The sequence below is a fragment of the Belliella filtrata genome (assembly GCF_022549775.1).
Classification (GTDB): domain Bacteria; phylum Bacteroidota; class Bacteroidia; order Cytophagales; family Cyclobacteriaceae; genus Belliella; species Belliella filtrata.
Genome location: NZ_JAKZGP010000081.1, coordinates 1 through 18,366, shown reverse-complemented (window position 1 = coordinate 18,366; position 18,366 = coordinate 1). Strand labels below are relative to the sequence as shown.

Sequence of the window (18,366 nt, the reverse complement as noted above, 5' to 3'; positions counted from 1 at the left end):
TATAGATTATGAAGAAAAAAGAAAGGCCCTGCCAGAAATAACAGGACCTTTTGAATCTAGCTTAAGCTGATTTACAAATCAAAGGTAAAAAATTTAGATTTTATTTGAAATTTAACACAGAATCTTCTAGGTTTCACTCGATTAATCCGAATAATTTATTGGTAATCAATAAAAACCTGAAAGGTCTGCGGTATTAAGTATTATATAATAGCTTCCTATTCGCAGAAACTAATATTCACAAATATCCCTTCCACTCAATTCAGATACAACTTTTTGTCAACGAGCAAGTATCAATAAATATCAACATTGAAAAAAATCATGTAATATTTCCGTCACTAATTCTAAATCATATTCAAAGCATTTCTCAAGTCTTCCTTCAAGTCGTCGGCATCTTCTATACCCACGCTCAGCCTGATCAAGGAATCTACAAGTCCTACTTTTTCTCTTTCTTCCTTGGGGATACTCGCATGGGTCATGGATGCAGGGTGTCCACTAAGGGACTCCACACCCCCAAGAGATTCTGCCAATGCAAATAGCTTCAAGTTCTCCAATACCTTGATAGCATCTTTCATGTCATTCCCCTTCAAGGTGAAGGAAATCATACCTCCAAAATCCCTCATTTGAGACTTTGCGATCTCGTGGTTCGGGTGATCTTCAAATCCAGGCCAATATACTTTCTCTACCTTAGGGTGATTTTTCAAAAAGGCCGCGATGGTTTTCCCATTCTGACAATGCCGTTCCATGCGGATGTGCAGTGTCTTGATGCCTCTCAATACGAGGAAGCAATCTTGCGGTCCTGGGGTAGCCCCACAAGCATTTTGAATAAAAGCCAATTGCTCAGCTAACTGATCATCATTGACAATGATCGCTCCCATTACTACATCTGAATGCCCACCAAGATACTTGGTCACAGAGTGCATCACGATATCAGCTCCCATATCCAGTGGATTCTGAAGAAATGGCGTAGCAAAGGTATTGTCTACTGCAAACATTACTTTATGCTTTTTGGCCACAGCTCCTATGCCAGCTATATCGATAATGTTCATCATCGGATTGGTAGGTGTTTCAGCCCATATCAATCGTGTACGTTCATTGATGTAGGTTTCGATAGTTGCAGGATCGTCCATAGACACAAAGTGAAACTTGATCCCATACCTTTCAAATACTTTGGTGAAAATCCTGTAAGACCCTCCATACAGGTCATTGGTACTGATCACTTCATCTCCTGGTTGAAGCAATTTGATGATTGCATCTATCGCTCCTAATCCAGAGGAAAAACACAATCCATGCTTCCCATTTTCCAAAGCCGCTAAATTTTGCTGCAAAGCTGTTCTGGTAGGATTATGAGTTCTGGAATATTCAAATCCCTGATGATCACCTGGGGACTTCTGCACATAAGTAGATGTCTGGAATATAGGAGTCATGATGGCTCCTGTAGAAGGATCCGGTGCTACACCGGCATGTATTGCTTTAGTTCCAAATTTCATGGTAATGTTTTTTGCAATGATGGATTCCAAATCAATTGAAATACATGAAATCGCATCATTGATAAATTAAAATTCCTTTCTTTTGTAAGAATTCGTCAAAGATGAAAAAAAAGGAAGGCATTTTCAAGAGATTAAAAAGGATTGGAGAGAAAAATCCAAGGATGGTGATTGCCATTGTATGGGTTAGCATCGTTCCAGCACTTTCAAGCTTACTCTTGATCCCACTGGTTTTGAGTAAGGCCAATGAATTGGATTTTTCACCTCAACTCCATTTGATTCAGACATTCTTTTATGTTGCCATTGGGATGATTGCAATGGGCTTTGCATTCATACCGACGACACTATTTGCTATACTTTCTGGTTTTTTGTTGGGATGGGGAGTTTTTCCTGCACTAATTGTGAGTTATGCACTAGCAAGTCTTCCAGGCTATGGAGGTGGTAAAAGCCTCAGTCAAGATAGCCTAGACGCAATTTTGAGTCATTATCCGAAAGCTTCTAGCCTGATCAAAGAAAAATCAGACAATATGGGAGAATTGATATTTTTTGTCAGAATCAGTCCTGTAATTCCATTTGCACTATCAAATCTTCTTTTTGCGATGCTACGCACTGGGTGGAAAAAGCTCCTCCTTTGGGGGACTATTGGCATGCTTCCCCGAACAAGCTTAGCCTTTTTCTCTGGAACCATTGCATTTGACTTGTACAGCGCAATTCATGAAGAAGGTACTAAGGGGAAAATCTGGATTTTTATAAGCCTTCTACTCCTCAGTATTTGGGGAATTTGGAGATTTTTCACAAAAAAATCAAAGGTCTAGACATCCCGTGCCAGTGTTTTAAGAAATTTGAAGTAGAAACAATATATACTTGTTTTTTTCAATATTGTTACACCAATATGATAATTATAGTTTCTCAAAAAATATGTGTTTACATACTAACAAGTTTTTTGGGATCTGGAAAGACTCCTTTATTGAAAGGTTGCTCACTTTTCACCAAAGAAAAATCAACTATGAGATAGGGAATGAATTCGGAAATATTGACTTACAAGCATTTGATAAAAGCGTAAGAATTAGTAGGTTTACAAACCTATCCCAAAATAAAAATAACACAACCGTTAGACATGGAATGAAAAGCATCGCAGTATCTGTACCAGAACCTTTCCATAAGGAAAAACGCTATGCAGCGCTTTCTGTTACCATGTTTTTGTATGACCACCAAATCTACCGAATCAAAGGATTCGTTAAGTTTGAAGGCTCAGATGAAACCATCCTAATACAATCTACAGGAAACAAACTAACCTTTACTAAACCCAACTTCAGTAAAACTGAATCCCCAAATCTTGTATTTGTATTTATAGGCAAAAATATCCAAAGACAAAGCATTGAAAAAATACTCAGCAGAACGCTTATTATAGCATAACACCACATGAAAAAATATTTCACCCTGCTCTTTTTGCTTGTGGTATCTACCGCAACATTTGCGCAACAAAATCCTGAAAAAAAAATTAAAATTGCGCTCCTTGGAAGCCTACACTTCACGACTTCTACTCAGGACATGTACAGCAATGAAGCCATGCAACTCAGTAGCCAGAAACTCCAAGAGATCGATGAGGTAGTCAATAAACTAGCTGCATTCAACCCGGACCAAATCTGTATCGAAGTGGAAGTAAAAAACCAAGAAAAAACTAATCTACAATACCAGCAATACCTCAAAGGTGAATATGAATTAGAGCTCAACGAAATAGACTTGCTGGGATTTCAGGCTGCCAAAAAAATATCTTTAGAAAACCTGACCTGTGTAAATTACAAAGGTGAGTTCAACACAGACCCCGTATTTGAAGCTGCCAAAAAATATGGACAAACTCAAATACTTGAAGAATTGAACACCTTTGCTACAGCATTCATAGAGGAAATGAACGAAAGTGAGCGCACTTCTTCTCTCAAAGAACACCTGATATACATCAACAAAGATGATGCTCTCCATAAAAACTTGGCTATTTACACAAAGTACAATGCTCAGGTCGGTCAAGGCGAATCCTATGAAGGTGCTGATTTGAATACTTCTTGGTACAAAACAAACCTTCGGATTTACAGCAATATATTGAGAGAAATCAAGCCTTCCGATCAGGCTATCTTGGTCATCTATGGTCAAGGTCATGTTGCTTTACTCAAGCATTTTTTCAGCTCCCACCCTGATTTTGAAATCATTGATATAGAAGAGGTTCTTGATTAGTTTGTAGATTTTCAGGACTGAAGGTTGCCGCATTATTTGGATTTCTTCCGACTTTTGGGGTTTTAAATTTTAACCTTTCCTTTTTTGGTGCTGATATATCAGACCAAAATACATAGAGAGCAAATACGCTATCTTCTATGCCCTACATAGGTATTTCAAACAGAGGCTCCAATACACCTAATTTTAAAATAATATCGACAAATCAAGGAATTGTAGCGGCTGTATTGAAAGAGGTAAATAGAGCGTGCTGAAAAACACCAACTTGAAAAGAAATTCTTAAAATTTTGATGAATACCAGTTTTTTTGAGTATTGTCTTTCTTATTCAGGTGCAAGCTTATCCAATGACCCAGCTAAATTTACGTGCTTCTAAAAATTTTACAACTCCAAATTTTCAAGCTACTCTCTGCTATACCATCTTCTTCATAGGGCTCATGCGAAGAATAAGCAAATATCTTCATTGCCCATTTTTAATCTGGTATAGCTGAAACTTTTTCAGCAAGCCTTAAATATATTTTCTGAGGATAGTGTGGTACCCTGATTATCTATGAATATTTAATTTTTTCCCTGTTTTCTAATCCTCAGTACGGTTTTGTAACATTTTTACCTAGTATCTGAAACATCTCTCTTAGATAATCCTTCCGCTATGTGTCAATTTTGTAAAACAATTTAAAAGGCACTCGAATTGAATTTAAGGAAAATTTCTAAATCCAAAAAACTCAAGATTTATCAAGTGATAGAAGTAGTATTCGGTCTTCTTTTTCTTGTTTTCTTGCTGTTGCTAACCATTATTTTCTGACCCATATGAAAACCCAGATTCCTCTATTGTTATTATTACTTTGCTTATTTAAAGCTGGTACAGGTTATGCCCAGAACCATACCATCAAAGGGAAAATATTAGATGCAGAGAGTAATGAGCCTTTGTTTGGAGCCAGCATCATCTTCGAGGGAGGGTTCTCAGGCGTACCTACTTCACTTTCTGGGGACTTTTCTATCATTACGAATATCAAAGGAGAACAAGTATTGGTAATCAGCTACCTGGGTTATGAGACCAAAAGAGTCACTGTAAATGTAGAAGATGCAGAGACTAATTTGGGGGTCATCATGATGGGACTAGATGCCCAGAACCTAGAGATTTTCGAAGTGCGGGCAAGTTTGGAAGGACAGCAGAGAGCTTTTAATCAGCAAAGGACTGCCGATAATATCAAAAACGTAATATCTGCGGATCTGATAGGAAGGTTCCCAGACCTCAATGTTGCTGAAGCCATGCAGCGTGTTCCGGGAGTAAACATCCAAAGAGACAAAGGAGAAGGTTCTACTGTCAGTATTCGTGGTACTCCGCAACATTTCACAGCGATTCAGATCAATGGTGAGCAAATCCCATCTGTTCAACAAAGTGGCTCTAGAAACGAAGCTTTGGATTTGATACCTGCTGATCAGCTTTCTAGCATGGAAATCACTAAAGCACCAACTTCCGACATGGATGGAGATGCCATCGGGGGTGTGATCAATTTGCGTACGCCTATTGCCAGAAAATTGGACTTGGCAGTAAGGGCAGAGTCGGCGCTTGGATACAACGACCTCTCTGGAGGACTCAACGGTATAGGCAAGATCAGGCTAGACAAGCGTTTCTTCTCCAGCAATAAGGTTCCAGAAGGAAAACTTGGTGTGATCCTAGGTGGTAGCTATTATAGCACCAACAATTACGAAGACAGGATAGACGCTACATGGCAAGGTATTCCAAGACCTGTGGGCAATTTGGAAGAGCCTCAAATCGTAATGGCTAATTACCAGTTTCGTAGCACAATCAATGAAAGAGAGCGTATCGGAGCCACAGCGACTTTTGACTATAAATTCAACAATAAAAATGAAATTGTCTTCAATTACATGTACAACAGAAGGGAAGACAATGACCTCAGGAACAGGTTAAGGTTTGACATGGACAGAAGTGGTTCTGTTTATCACAGACTTGACTCCATCTCTGGAGGAAGAATCAGGAGAGACATCAATATCTTCGACGAACTTAAAACCAATCAAAGTTTCAATTTGCAGGGATTTCATACCCTTGGGCTTTGGAAGCTAGATTGGTCTACCTACTATACCTTGTCCAATAGGACTTTTAGCTCGGATAGAGGGGATTTCTCTCAAGACAATATTGCTATTGTGACTGATAATGCTAGTGGGATTTATGCAGATGTACCTTCCTTCAGGTCAGCTACTATTGAGCAGAGTTTCTATGACCCTTTCTTCTACAATGATTTCAGAAGGTATGAAGAAGACTATGAAACCACAGATGCAACCAACCTAGTCACAAGAATAGATATTTTGAGAAACTTCTCCTTTGGAAGTGGAAATCAAGGTTATGTAAAGTTTGGTGGTAAAATCCGCTCACAAACCAATTCGAAATTTAGAGACAATAGGGTTTTGAGGTTCAATGATCCCAATGGGCTGTTGAACACAGAAGAGGCATTTCTAAGAGTAATGAGTGGCACCCAGCCAATCAGCTTCATGAACGGGTCGTATAGATTTGGACCCTTGATTGGTAGAAATTCATTTCAATCTTACATATCTACTAATAGGCTGTTTTTAGAGGAAGGAGATGATGCTTGGGACTCCAGGAGACTTTCTCTAAGTGATACCTACGATGCTTCTGAAGATATCTATGCAGGCTATGCCATGACTAGACTTCAAGTAGATAAATGGATGTTTTTGGCAGGTTTAAGGTATGAATTCAATCAAGTGATCTATGATGCTTTTGAAGTGATCAGGGTTGGTACGGATGTACAAGGTACCCCATTGAGAGGTGGAACCGACTATGGGTTCTTATTGCCTAACCTCCATGTGAAATACAGCTTGGACAAATTCAAAGCCTTGCGATTCTCCGCAGTTATGAATTATGCTCGTCCAAACTTCGTAGACATTGTGCCATTTATCAATTTTGATGCAGATGCCATCACCTTGAGGTTAGGAAATCCTGAACTTCAGCCTGCCAGAGCGATCAACCTTGATTTGATGTATGAGCACTATTTCGCCAATGTCGGTATATTCTCAGTGGGAGCATTTTTCAAAGACATTGATCAGTTCCAGTTTTCTAGGATAGATCCCTCTTTGCTAGAAGACTTCCCTGGATTCCCAGGCACTCAAGGATTCATTTTTAGACAAGAGCAAAATGGTGAAAATGCTAAAGTTGGAGGTGTGGAAGTCAATTTTGTAAGGGCATTGGATTTTCTTCCAGGAGCCTTGGTCAACCTGAACATAGACGCCAACTATACCTATGCATATTCTGATGCATTCACTCAGGATAGGCGAAACATTTCATTGCCAGGTCAAGCACAGCATACCTTCAATACTGCATTATCTGGTGATTTCGGGAAATTCACAGGCCGACTAATGGCCAATTACAATGGGGAATTTGTTAGTTCCTTAGCTTCTCAAAGGCAAGATGATATCATTCAAGACCAAAGGCTACAGCTTGATGCGAGTGCCAATTACAATTGGAGTGATCGCTGGAGAATCTTTGGTGAATGGGTGAATATCACCAATGCACCGAGTATCAGGTATCAAGGAGATCGGGATAGAATATCACGCATAGCCTATTTTGGCTGGTGGACAAGAATTGGTGTTGGATTTAGATTTTAATATGATGAGAAATATACAATACATAGCCTTATTGATTTTAGGAACTTTCCTCCACTTTTCCTGTGATAGAGAAGAGCCTTTTGATTTGCCTGCACCTTCTCTAGTGTTGCTCACCCCTACAGCTCCTCAGATAGTTCAAGAGCCTGGAAATGACATATACCTGGAGTTCAATGTCCTTGCTCCGAGTGGACTCAATAGCTTTATTGTACTGAAAGATGGAGAAATGATAGATGAGGTCAACTATACTACAGAGATTTCCTCAAAATATGTTTTTGAATATACAGTACCCTTCGAGCAAGCGATAGGTACGACGAATGAGTTTGAATTCCTCGTGACGGATTCACAAGACAGGTCTGCTCGCTTTGATTTATCAGTGCTTATTCGGTCAACCTTTTCGGAAGTAGTAGAGACGGTCAACGGTGTGGAAGTGACCAAAATCAAAGGTAAGCTTAATAATGATTACAGGTTTGAAATTGGTAAGACCTACCTGATTGATAGCATACTTTCGGTTGAGAATGGAGCTACCTTAACCATAGATCCAGGATCCGTTGTATATTTTAAAACTTACCCAAATCCGAACGAATTTTCTCATTTGGCAATTCTGAGAGACTCAAGAATCATAGCTGAAGGTAGCAAAGATGATCCCATTGTATTCACAAGTGATAAAGTGCTCCTCAACGAAACACCAGCTCCTAATGATTGGGGAGGAATCTTTATACTTGGAAATGCCCCAACCAATGCTGGTAATACAGTAATAGTAGATGGGTATCGCTATGGGGGAAATAGACCAAATGACAATTCTGGAACGCTGAAATATGTAAGGGTCGAATACGCGGGAAAATCTGGATACCATGGAATGCATTTCTTTGGGGTAGGATCACAAACTATCGTCGAAAACTTACAAATCTACAGGAATGAAAATATTGCTGTAAGGGTACGTGGTGGAAGGTTGAACTTCAAATACCTGGCAGGAATTGGACATGGAGGATATGGTATCTGGTGCGATGAAGGATGGCAAGGCAATGGTCAGTTCTGGTTGTTTCAGACAGATAGACAAGCAACTTTAGTACCTGTTAATTTTTGGAACATCGCCAGGTCCATAGAAATGAGGAACAATGATGGATTTTTTGAAACTCAACCTCGAACCACCTTTAGAATCTCAAATGTGACTTTGATTGGAAATGGCTACGAGCAAGGTGTCAATAATGGAACTAGAAGGGGCGTAAGGATAAGAACAGGTGCTAGAGGTATTTTACAAAACATGATTGTAACCCAGTTTCCAGATGATGGTGTCAGGGTAGAAGATCTTCCTGTGTCAGATTTTGGACAGCAGATGACGCTAGGGAATACCTTTTCTTTCAACAATGCAAGAAATTACGAACAAGATGCACCAATATTTGCCAATGACCCTAGCTATAATGTCAATGAGACTGCCGCTGCAGGCATCACACTGAACAATTTTGTAGGTGTAGAACCTACGACTTTCAACCCTAGTAGCTTAGGAAGCTTTTTCACTTCTGCTCCTTTTGCAGGTGCTGTTCATATAGATAATGATTGGACAGCTGATGGCAATTGGTTCAAGAATTTAGATGGGACTATTCGATAATGATACTATGAAAACAAAAATGAATACCATGAAACACTTTAGGCTGAATTATTTGACAAAATTGGCGATGTGCTGTGCATTCTTTGCATTTGCATTTGCCTCATGTAGTAGCGAAGATGAACCTGATCTTCCTACACCTACCATCTCTATTGAGGGAGGCAATACCATGGAAGTAAGACGTGGTGAAGCCATAGACGTAACATTGAATCTAAATACACAAGGGAGCAATAGAGAACTCGTGGTGTATAGAGACGGAGGAGTACTAGAGGTCGTACCTTTACAAGCTGCTACAAATTCATTTACGTATAGCAATCAGTCTGTTCCAAGCTCTGCTTTGGAAGGTCAAGAGTTTGAATATGAATTTGCTGTATTCAATACACAAGGCACGAGCTCTGAAAGGGTAAGCTTGACAGTGCTTACACTCGCTTATGAAGCCATCACTATAGGTGGAGAAACATTATATGATGTTGAGATTCCAGAAGATGGGATTATCGAAGACGATGTAAGGTTCATTTCAGGAAGAAATTACCATGTAGGAGGGACAATGAGTTTTGCTTCAGGTACAACATTGACCATTCAAGAAGGTGTGACCATATATGTGGCGAGCCCAAATGGAACACTTTCAGATATTGTAATCAATGATGGAGCTTCTGCAGAAATCATCGGTACAGCTCAGAGCCCAGTAGTCTTTACTTCTGTCAATACACTGGATGGTTCAGAGGAATCTGGTGACTGGGGTGTATTTAATATCAGAGGTACCGGTGGAACTTCAAACAGCGGAACTTACCAGTTTATCAGGTTTGAATATGGCAATGCACGAAACTTCAGGTTACAAAATGTAGGAAGTGGAACCACTATAGATCACATTCAAGTATTCAAAGCCGCTGGTGAAGGAATCATGCCTACAGACGGGACTGTTAACATGAGCTACCTAGTGACTACTGACTGTGAGTCTGGTGGATTCAGAATCGGAGATGCTTATCAGGGAAGAATGCAATTTGGTATTGCCATGATCAGTAGAACATGGGGAGACAATTCCGAGGTGGATATTAGAGAGACTGCTTCGCCAGTTTTAGCTAATTTTACGGTAATAGGTCCGGGGGCTGAGGCTTCCAATACCTCTGGAATTAGAATGAGAGCCAATAGCAGTGGGAAAATTTACAATACAATCATTGCGGACTTTCCTAGAAGAGGTCTTAGACTGAATGACAACGTCAACATCACGGATTTGGATGGCGCTACTGTTTTTGCGCATAGTTTTATATTTAATGTACCTTCTGACCCCTATAGAGATGACACTGCCAATGGTAATCCATTTAGAGGTTTCGTAGACGGTAATGGTGAATTTCAAAATCCATTTTTCAATAATGTAACAGGATTTGATGGAAATCAACCAATCCTTACCACTATTGCAGGCATTGGAACGAACAGTTTCATTCCTACATCAGCTCAATCTTCCGCATTCAATCCCAATAGTATAAGTGGATTTGCTTCTGCGGCATTTGTTGGGGCAATTCAAAATGCTGAAAATGACTGGACAAGAGGTTGGGTTAAAAATCCTGACGGTTCTGTGAGGTAATTTTCATAAATTATAGGCTGATGATAGTATTCAAACAAACTATTATCAGCCTTTATTTTTATAGCTGTACTGAATACCTAATTTATCGTTTGCTAATTTCCTTTGTTATGAGATTGTACTTGTTGATTATCATTTTTATGAGCTTCAATATGACATTTGGTCAAAGTATTGAAAAAAATACACCCCCAGATAATACTCAGATACCTTATAAATCTACCATGACTCCTGACAGGGTGGTTTTAACATTTGGATCAGATGCTGAAAAAGACCGTACCGTCACTTGGAGAACTCAGCCACTTTCAGATCTACAATACCTCGAATTGGCCGAGCAAGATGGTTCATTTGATTTTTACAAAGACAGTAAGAGACTAGAAGCTTCGAAACAACTTTTTGTTTCTCTTCAGCAAGACAGTTCCTATTTTCATACTGTAAAGCTTATTGCACTAGAACCTGGAAAAGTCTACAGCTACCGTGTAGGAGGAGGAGCGTACTGGTCACCGTGGTACGATTTCAAAATTGAGAAACCAAAGAAATCCTTCAAATTCATCTATCTTGGAGATGCTCAAAATGACCTCTACACTTTATGGTCAAGGGTAGTTCATCAAGCTTATGAAAAAGCTTCAGATGCCGCAATGATACTTCATGTAGGTGATCTGATCAATCATTCTCAGAATGATTATGAATGGGCAGAATGGTTTGATGCTGCCAGCCCAATGATTCATCGAATTCCTCAGGTGATAGTACCCGGAAATCATGAATATATAAAAGATGAAAATGAACAAAAAGTTGCTTTAACCCCACTATGGAATGCCCATTTCAACTTTCCAACAAATGGTCCAAAGTCGAACCCTAATCAGGCTTACTTCTTAGATTATGATCATTGCAGATTGATCATGCTCAATTCAAATGAAGCAATTGAAGAGCAGGCAAATTGGTTGGAAAACATATTGAAATCAAATAAGAAGAAATGGTTGATTGTGATGTTTCATCATCCTGTGATTTCTGGTGCAAGTGGAAGAATCAATGAAGGTGTTATGAAAACCTGGAAACCCCTTCTTGACCAGTACGGTGTAGACTTGGTACTCCAAGGACATGATCATGTCTATGGACGAGGCAATCAAGTTAATTCAGGACTGAATCTTTGGGATGAAAATTCAGGCACTGTCTATGTCGTCTCAGTGGCTGGAAGAAAAATGTATCCTTTGGAAAGCCACCCGTGGATGGATAGAAAAGCGGAGAACCTTCAAACCTTTCAAGTGATCAATGTAGAAGAGGATAAAATCTACTATGAAGCATTCAAAACTAACGGTGAGCTCTTTGATGCCTTTGAGATTAGTAAAACCCATGAAGGGCTCAAGGAATTTATCGATAAAAATCCTACTGATGAAACCCAAAAATAGCTACCTCCTACTTTTATTTTTCCTGTTGGCTAAGACTTCTTTTGGTCAAGACCACCTCCCTCAATTACTGATGCATGGAGATACACTCACAATCTCTAATGTACACGCAAGCCACACATTTCTGTGGGATGGCAATCTTCAATTGTTGAAAATACATTTGAAAAAGGAGAATTTTATTCATGTGGTAGATAAACCTATACCTGATTTTTTCATCCAAAATCAACCTTTTGCATTCGAAAAATTAAGTACTAAAAACTCTTATCAACAAGATTATGAGCAAGAGAATGCCTATTTAAAAGTAGAATTGATAGCCAAATCTGAAGCATTGCAAGTCAAGTATGAACTGAAAATGTATGAAAGTTCAGGTGCCATTCAGCAAACCATCTCTTTCAAAGGTAAACCATCATCTGGCTCATGGGAAAATCAAAAGACAGAGGATAATGTAATGATTGAAAGTAGTCAAATTGGCACTGGTGATGAGACAAGGTTCGGTTATTTGCCTGGTTTTGGACAACATGCGAGCTACGAGGTGATTCAATTCAAAGAAGCTACAGATTACCATGACCAACCGGTGCAAAAGCTAATGATTTCACCCTTTCGGCAAGCTCAAAAATTCCAAGGAAATCTGATTGTGGTCCGATCAGCTGACAAGCCTTACACGCTTTGGGCGCTCAAGCAGTCTCCCATAAGCTGGTCACAACCTAATTATCCAGGTTTTGATTTTATTGTTTCCAATAACGGTGTAAATATCAGTGGGATTGGGGTTGAATCCTTAGGTTTGAATGAAGAAAAATGGATCCAAGGCTATTCATTTGCGAGAAGCATATCAAAAAATGGATCATATCATGAGCAAAGGGATTGGCTTACTTATCAGATGCAGTTGAGGAAATATGATAATAAAAGGGATGCCATGATCTTAGCCAATACCTGGGGCGACAGGAACAAAGATGGCAGAATGAATGAAACCTTTATCTTAGAAGAACTCGAAATGGCCTCTCAGCTAGGGATTACCCATCTTCAGCTAGATGATGGCTGGCAACAAGGATTATCAAAAAACTCTGCTTCAAAGGCAGGACTCAAATGGGATGATTGGACAACTGAAGATTGGCAACCTCATCAGGAAAGGTTCCCCAATGGGTTTAATAACATCGTTCAATCTGCCAAGGAAAAAAATATACAGCTATGCCTTTGGTTCAATCCAAGTAAAACTGATGCTTATAAAAACTGGGAAAGAGATGCTGACATCCTACTTTCTTACTACGTAGATTATGGCATCAAGGTATTCAAAATTGATGGATTGGCTTTAGGTGATCAAGCTTCTCAAGTGAATGTGTATAGCCTTTTTGAAAAAGTGATGAGAGAGACAGGTGCTGAAGTCACGTTCAATCTTGATGTCACGGCCGGCAAGCGCGTTGGGTATCATTATATGCAGGAATTTGGGAATATTTTTCTTGAAAATCGATATACCGATTGGGGAAACTATTATCCATACAGAACCATGCGCAACTTGTGGAACCTATCAGCCTATATTCCAAGTAGCAGGTTACAAATAGAGTGGTTGAATGTCTATAGAAATGCCAATAAATACGAGGAAGTTGATGTACACTCGCCACTTAAAGTCGGCTTAGACTATGCGTATGCAAGCACTTGGGCGGCTCAACCATTGGCATGGATGGAGTTGACAGGGTTACTTCATGGAGTAAGTGAAGTCTCTAACCTATCTGAAGTCTATAGTATAGCCCAGAAAGATTGGCATCATTCCGTGGTGCTACCTCTAGGAAGTGAACCATCTGGATATGCTTGGTCAGGATTCTGGATGGAAAATAAAACTAAAGCATACGATCACCTATTGGTTTATAAAGAAGCCTCTGATCAGGAAATGTACACTTTTGATTTGCCAAATTCCTACTCAAATGTAAAAGTTGAGTATGGAACCAGCAGTACGACATTGATTGATAAAGATAAATTAAATGTTGAAATGGAAGGCAAATACCAGTTTGCGCTTATTCGACTTGAAAAGTAAAATAAAGCCTATTAAAACTTACCTATCCAATAGATTTTCGATCAAAATTCATTTCCTCATTTCATAAAAGCATAAAACATCTGTAACCCTAAAAGCTTCGAAATCAACTTTATCTCAAAATGCAACATAATCGTAATATAAAAAAGTTATCGATCAAATCTATTGGTATTAATTTCGACACAATTTGATAACTTAGGTAGATGAATTTAGGCTGTAAAATCATTGGGAAGCTATGTGTGTTGCTATTGGGGATTTGTTTTCCCACAATAGGTCAAAATTTTTCAGCAGCAGAGATGAAATTCGATAGAATCGGAGTCCAGCAAGGGCTTTCTCAAAGTAGTGTTTTGAGTATTTTTCAAGATTCTTATGGGTTTTTATGGTTTGGTACGCGAGATGGTCTCAATCGGTACGATGGCTATGATTTTGAGGTTTATAAGTATCAGGTAAATAAACCTCATAGTCTTGGTGGAAGTACTGTATCAGAAATTCGTGAAGATTCAGCTGGTGATTTGTGGCTGATTACAGAGAATGGATTGAGTTACTTCAATCGCAAATCAAGCACTTTCCAAAACTTCATTCTCCCAAAAGAACAATATGAATTCACTCTTTTCAATGCGCTTTTAATAGATCAGAAAGGACAGATTTGGGTTGGTGGAAGGTATGGCTTGTTTTTATTTGATCCCATCAAGGAGGAATTTCACCGTGCTGGAAATACTGCATTTCAGTTTTTGGGCATGATAAGCTCTCTAGCAGAAGACCAGAGAGGCAATATTTATGTTGGGTCTTCAAGGTTAGGATTGCACCTGATTGATCAAGAGCACAAGCTAATCAAAATAGAACTCGAAACCCCACATAAAGTAAATGCGAGAGTTGAAGCCATATGGGTTGATGGAGATTCGATATGGACTGGAACCTATGGTGATGGGCTTTTTCTCCATAACCTTCAAGGTAAACTCATAAACCATTACCATACAAACGCAGCTATTCAAGCTAAGTTATCAAATAATAACATTAGATGCTTGCTCTTGGATCATGATGGAACCATGTGGGTTGGAACATTTGATGGACTAAACATCATCACTCCCAAGCAAGAAGTTATTGAGATTGCTCCCCAACTTTCCGATGAGCGAAGTTTGGCCCATAGCAGTATCCGCTCCTTATTTAAGGATCAAAAAGGGTCAATTTGGATAGGAACCTACCAGGGGGGATTGTGCCTTTTTGACGCAAACCTACAACGATTCAATCATCAATATTTTAAACCTGGGAATCCTTGGTCTTTAAGTTATGATGTAGTCGGTGCTTTCGCCTCTATGGCTACTGGTGATATTTTGATTGGGACAGAAAGGGGTGGTTTGAATAGCTATGATAGCAAAACTAAAGCGCATCAAGCGGTAAAACCAGATGGCACCATAAAGTCACTACTAGTTGATCATGAGGACAAAATTTGGGTTGGAATCTTCCGAGAAGGTTTACAATATTACCAAAGAGAGACCAAACGTTTTTTAAAATACCCATCATCAGACCAAACAGCTTATTCATTTCTCAAGCAGGCGATTATCAATCATATGTCTATGGAGGGTGAAAATGGAATATGGTTAGGCACTGATAGTCAAGGAGGACTTTTCTATTTTGATTTGAAAAGGAGAAAATTTATTGACTACGAAGGGCAAGAAGAATTACAGCAATTCTTAAAAAACTACCCTGTCAAATCCATAGTAAATTTAGGTAAAGACAAGCTTTTGCTAGGAACGAAAGGTCGAGGCTTAGTGATTTTTGATAAGCTGACTGGAAACTTTGAGCATATGGAAAGTTTGATAATCGACGGGGTACATGTTCAAATAGATGAAGTCAATCATACGCTCGTAGACCGACAGGGGAAAATTTGGATTGCCTCTAATGGGGATGGTGTTATCAAGTACGACCCTAAAAATCAGACTTTTTCCAGATTTCATACAGGAGACGGCTTGTCCAATGATGTTGTTTGGGGTTCTTTGGAAGATGATGCAGGTCAGCTTTGGTTTATATGTTTTAATGGAATCAGCAAGCTTACAATTAATGAAGGTAAGTTGAGCTTTAAAAACTACAGTTACACCTCAGGTTTCCCTTTGACAGAAATGAACGAAGGAGCATTCTTCAAAATACCAAATGGAGAGTTTCTGATCGGAGGCATCAATGGTTACGTGAAATTTGATCCATTGACACTCAAAGACAGCGAGTACATTCCTCCAGTCAACTTCACCAATCTCATGGTGTCAAACAAAAAAGTATTGCCTGGTGACGATACAGGAATTCTTGAAAATAATATATACCAAACCCAAAAAATTACCCTTACTTATTTTCAGCCTATCTTGACCATTGATTTTGCAGCACTAAATTTTATACGACCTGAAAACAATCAATACAGCTACCAATTAAAAGGATTTAATGAAGATTGGGTTCAAGCAGGTAATAGGAGATCAGTAACTTATACTAGCTTACCAGATGGGAGATATACTTTTTTAGTCAAGGGAAGTAACAATGATAACATTTGGAATGAAGTCCCTGCAAGTCTAGAGGTTGTGATTTTGCCTCCACCATGGAAAACATGGTGGGCGACGTGTATTTATGCTATTTTGATAGTTTTAGGATTTTTGGTGATTAGAAAAAATGCAGTGAAAAGCACACAAATGAAGAACACCATATTACTAGAACAGCTAGAAAAGGAAAAGTGGAAGGGCATTCATGACCTTAAGTTGAAGTACTTTATTGATGTGTCTCATGAGTTTAGAACACCCCTGACATTGATCTTAAGCCCTCTAGAGGAGGTGATGGAACGGGGAACAGGTGATGCATGGCTAAAAAGTAGGTTGAAGATTATGTTTTTCAATGCGAAGAGACTTATTCACCTCATTGATCAAATATTGGAAATCAGAGAAATTGAAACTGGACATCATCAAGTGAATAGCAATGTGGTCATGCTTCGTGGGCTTTTTGAAGAAATCGTCGATAGTTTCAAAGGACTTGCAGATAAAAAGAAAATAAAGCTAATCGATAACATTGACAAAATCTCTGATAGGGTCGTAATTTTAGATCATGATAAAGTAGTGAAAATTGTTTTTAACTTACTTTCAAACGCATTTAAATTCACCCCTGATGGAGGAGAGATTGAGGTGGAGGTTACCGAAAAGGAAGATAGTTTTAGATTTAGGGTCAATGATAATGGAAGAGGTATTGGCAAAGAATCTATTCCAAAGGTTTTTGACAGGTTCTTCAAAGAAGGTAAAGATCAATATGGCGCTGGCATCGGACTATCTTTGACGCATTCATTGATCACAGTACTTCAAGGTGAAATTGATGTTCAAAGCACCTTGGGTAAAGGGACTACATTCACTGTTGAACTTCCGCTAAAGATTAATCATGAGTCAGATGTAAAAATTGAAAATAAGGCACCATTTGTAAAACCAGTTCCATTAGAGTATCAACAGACAAGTTTGGTGGGAAATATCAATGAAGAAGAACAGGAAAAGCCAATTCTTCTGATCGTAGAAGATAATGTTGAGCTCAAGAAATTTTTAAAAGACCAATTCAAGTCAAAATATGAAGTAATTACTGCCAAAAACGGAAAATCAGGGCTAAATAAGATTATGAAATCAGGCCCAGCCATTGTGATATCTGATGTGATGATGCCAGAGATGGATGGAATTGAGTTATGTCGTCATGTGAAATCTAACGAAGCCCTTTGCCATACACCTGTAATATTACTTACTGCAAAAAATGCTCACCAAAACCGTATAGAAGGCTTGGATTATGGTGCTGATGACTACATTAGTAAGCCATTCAATATTCAAGAACTCCAAGCAAAAGTCAAAAGTATATTAAAGAACAGAACTTTAGTTCAACAAAAATATAGAGGCAAACTTGGCGAGCAAACAGCTCATTTATCTCTTGATAGCCAAGATGACCAATTGATGCATAGTGTGATTTCGTTGATTGAGGAGAAGCTTGATCAGCCTAACCTCACAGTAGATTTCTTAAGTCAGGAGATTGGAATTAGCCGAGTTCATTTGTTTAGGAAAATTAAAGCGTTGACTGGCCTAACTCCATCGGAATTGATAAAAGAAAGTAGAATGAAAAAGGCGATGAAGATGCTTTCATCTGGGAAATATAGAGTGTCTGATGTCGCTTATGAAGTGGGATTTCAGGATGTAGCTTATTTTGGAAAAGTATTTAAAAAGCAATTTGGTCAAAAACCTTCTGACATTAAGAAGGAGGAATAGTTGTCTATCCTGATAAGGAATTAGGTATCAATGTCGTTTAGTTAAGCAAATTAATAAAAAAAATGTGTAAATTATAGGGGTATATAGGGGGTAACTCTAATTCTGAAAAAAAGGAAGATTACAGGCTAAAACTAACTAAACATATTGACAAT

At 38.8% G+C, this 18,366-nt stretch carries 10 protein-coding genes; 9 read left to right on the top strand and 1 reads right to left on the bottom strand.

What is annotated here, in order from left to right; genetic code table 11:
- Positions 1–341: 341 nt before the first annotated feature.
- Positions 342–1,487, bottom strand: coding sequence for a cystathionine gamma-synthase (locus MM239_RS19115; protein WP_241349934.1), 1,146 nt, complete (start codon positions 1,485–1,487; stop codon positions 342–344).
- 101 nt (positions 1,488–1,588) lie between these two features.
- Here MM239_RS19115 and MM239_RS19110 point away from each other — a divergent pair, with 101 nt between their 5' ends.
- The 9 genes from MM239_RS19110 to MM239_RS19070 all read left to right on the top strand — a co-directional run bounded on the left by MM239_RS19110 (position 1,589) and on the right by MM239_RS19070 (position 18,214).
- The gene (locus MM239_RS19110) at positions 1,589–2,299 is read left to right on the top strand and encodes a TVP38/TMEM64 family protein (RefSeq protein ID WP_241349933.1); all 711 of its coding nucleotides are present in this window, start codon (positions 1,589–1,591) and stop codon (positions 2,297–2,299) included.
- Positions 2,300–2,402: 103 nt separating this feature from the next.
- Positions 2,403–2,900 carry a CobW C-terminal domain-containing protein gene (locus MM239_RS19105; RefSeq protein WP_241349932.1) on the top strand — a complete coding sequence of 166 codons (498 nt, stop codon included), beginning with the start codon at positions 2,403–2,405 and terminating at the stop codon, positions 2,898–2,900.
- A 6-nt stretch (positions 2,901–2,906) separates the two neighbouring features.
- On the top strand, positions 2,907–3,713 hold the full coding sequence (locus tag MM239_RS19100; protein WP_241349931.1) for a DUF5694 domain-containing protein: 807 nt from the start codon (positions 2,907–2,909) through the stop codon (positions 3,711–3,713).
- 802 nt (positions 3,714–4,515) lie between these two features.
- A complete protein-coding gene (locus MM239_RS19095) occupies positions 4,516–7,350 on the top strand; it encodes a TonB-dependent receptor (protein ID WP_241349930.1) in 2,835 nt (944 codons plus the stop codon).
- 1 nt (position 7,351) lies between these two features.
- Positions 7,352–8,956: a hypothetical protein gene (locus MM239_RS19090; RefSeq protein WP_241349929.1), complete on the top strand. Its 1,605-nt coding sequence runs from the start codon at positions 7,352–7,354 to the stop codon at positions 8,954–8,956.
- 28 nt (positions 8,957–8,984) lie between these two features.
- Positions 8,985–10,535, top strand: a complete 1,551-nt coding sequence (locus MM239_RS19085) for a hypothetical protein (RefSeq protein WP_241349928.1) — start codon at positions 8,985–8,987, stop codon at positions 10,533–10,535.
- 107 nt (positions 10,536–10,642) lie between these two features.
- Positions 10,643–11,935, top strand: coding sequence for a purple acid phosphatase family protein (locus tag MM239_RS19080; RefSeq protein ID WP_241349927.1), 1,293 nt, complete (start codon positions 10,643–10,645; stop codon positions 11,933–11,935).
- Entirely contained in the window at positions 11,919–13,958 is a 2,040-nt protein-coding gene (locus MM239_RS19075; RefSeq protein ID WP_241349926.1) for an alpha-galactosidase, read from the top strand. Before MM239_RS19080 ends, MM239_RS19075 begins: the two co-directional genes overlap by 17 nt.
- Before the next feature lie 200 nt (positions 13,959–14,158).
- Complete coding sequence (locus MM239_RS19070) at positions 14,159–18,214, top strand: hybrid sensor histidine kinase/response regulator transcription factor (protein ID WP_241349925.1); 4,056 nt, start codon at positions 14,159–14,161, stop codon at positions 18,212–18,214.
- Positions 18,215–18,366 lie beyond the last annotated feature (152 nt).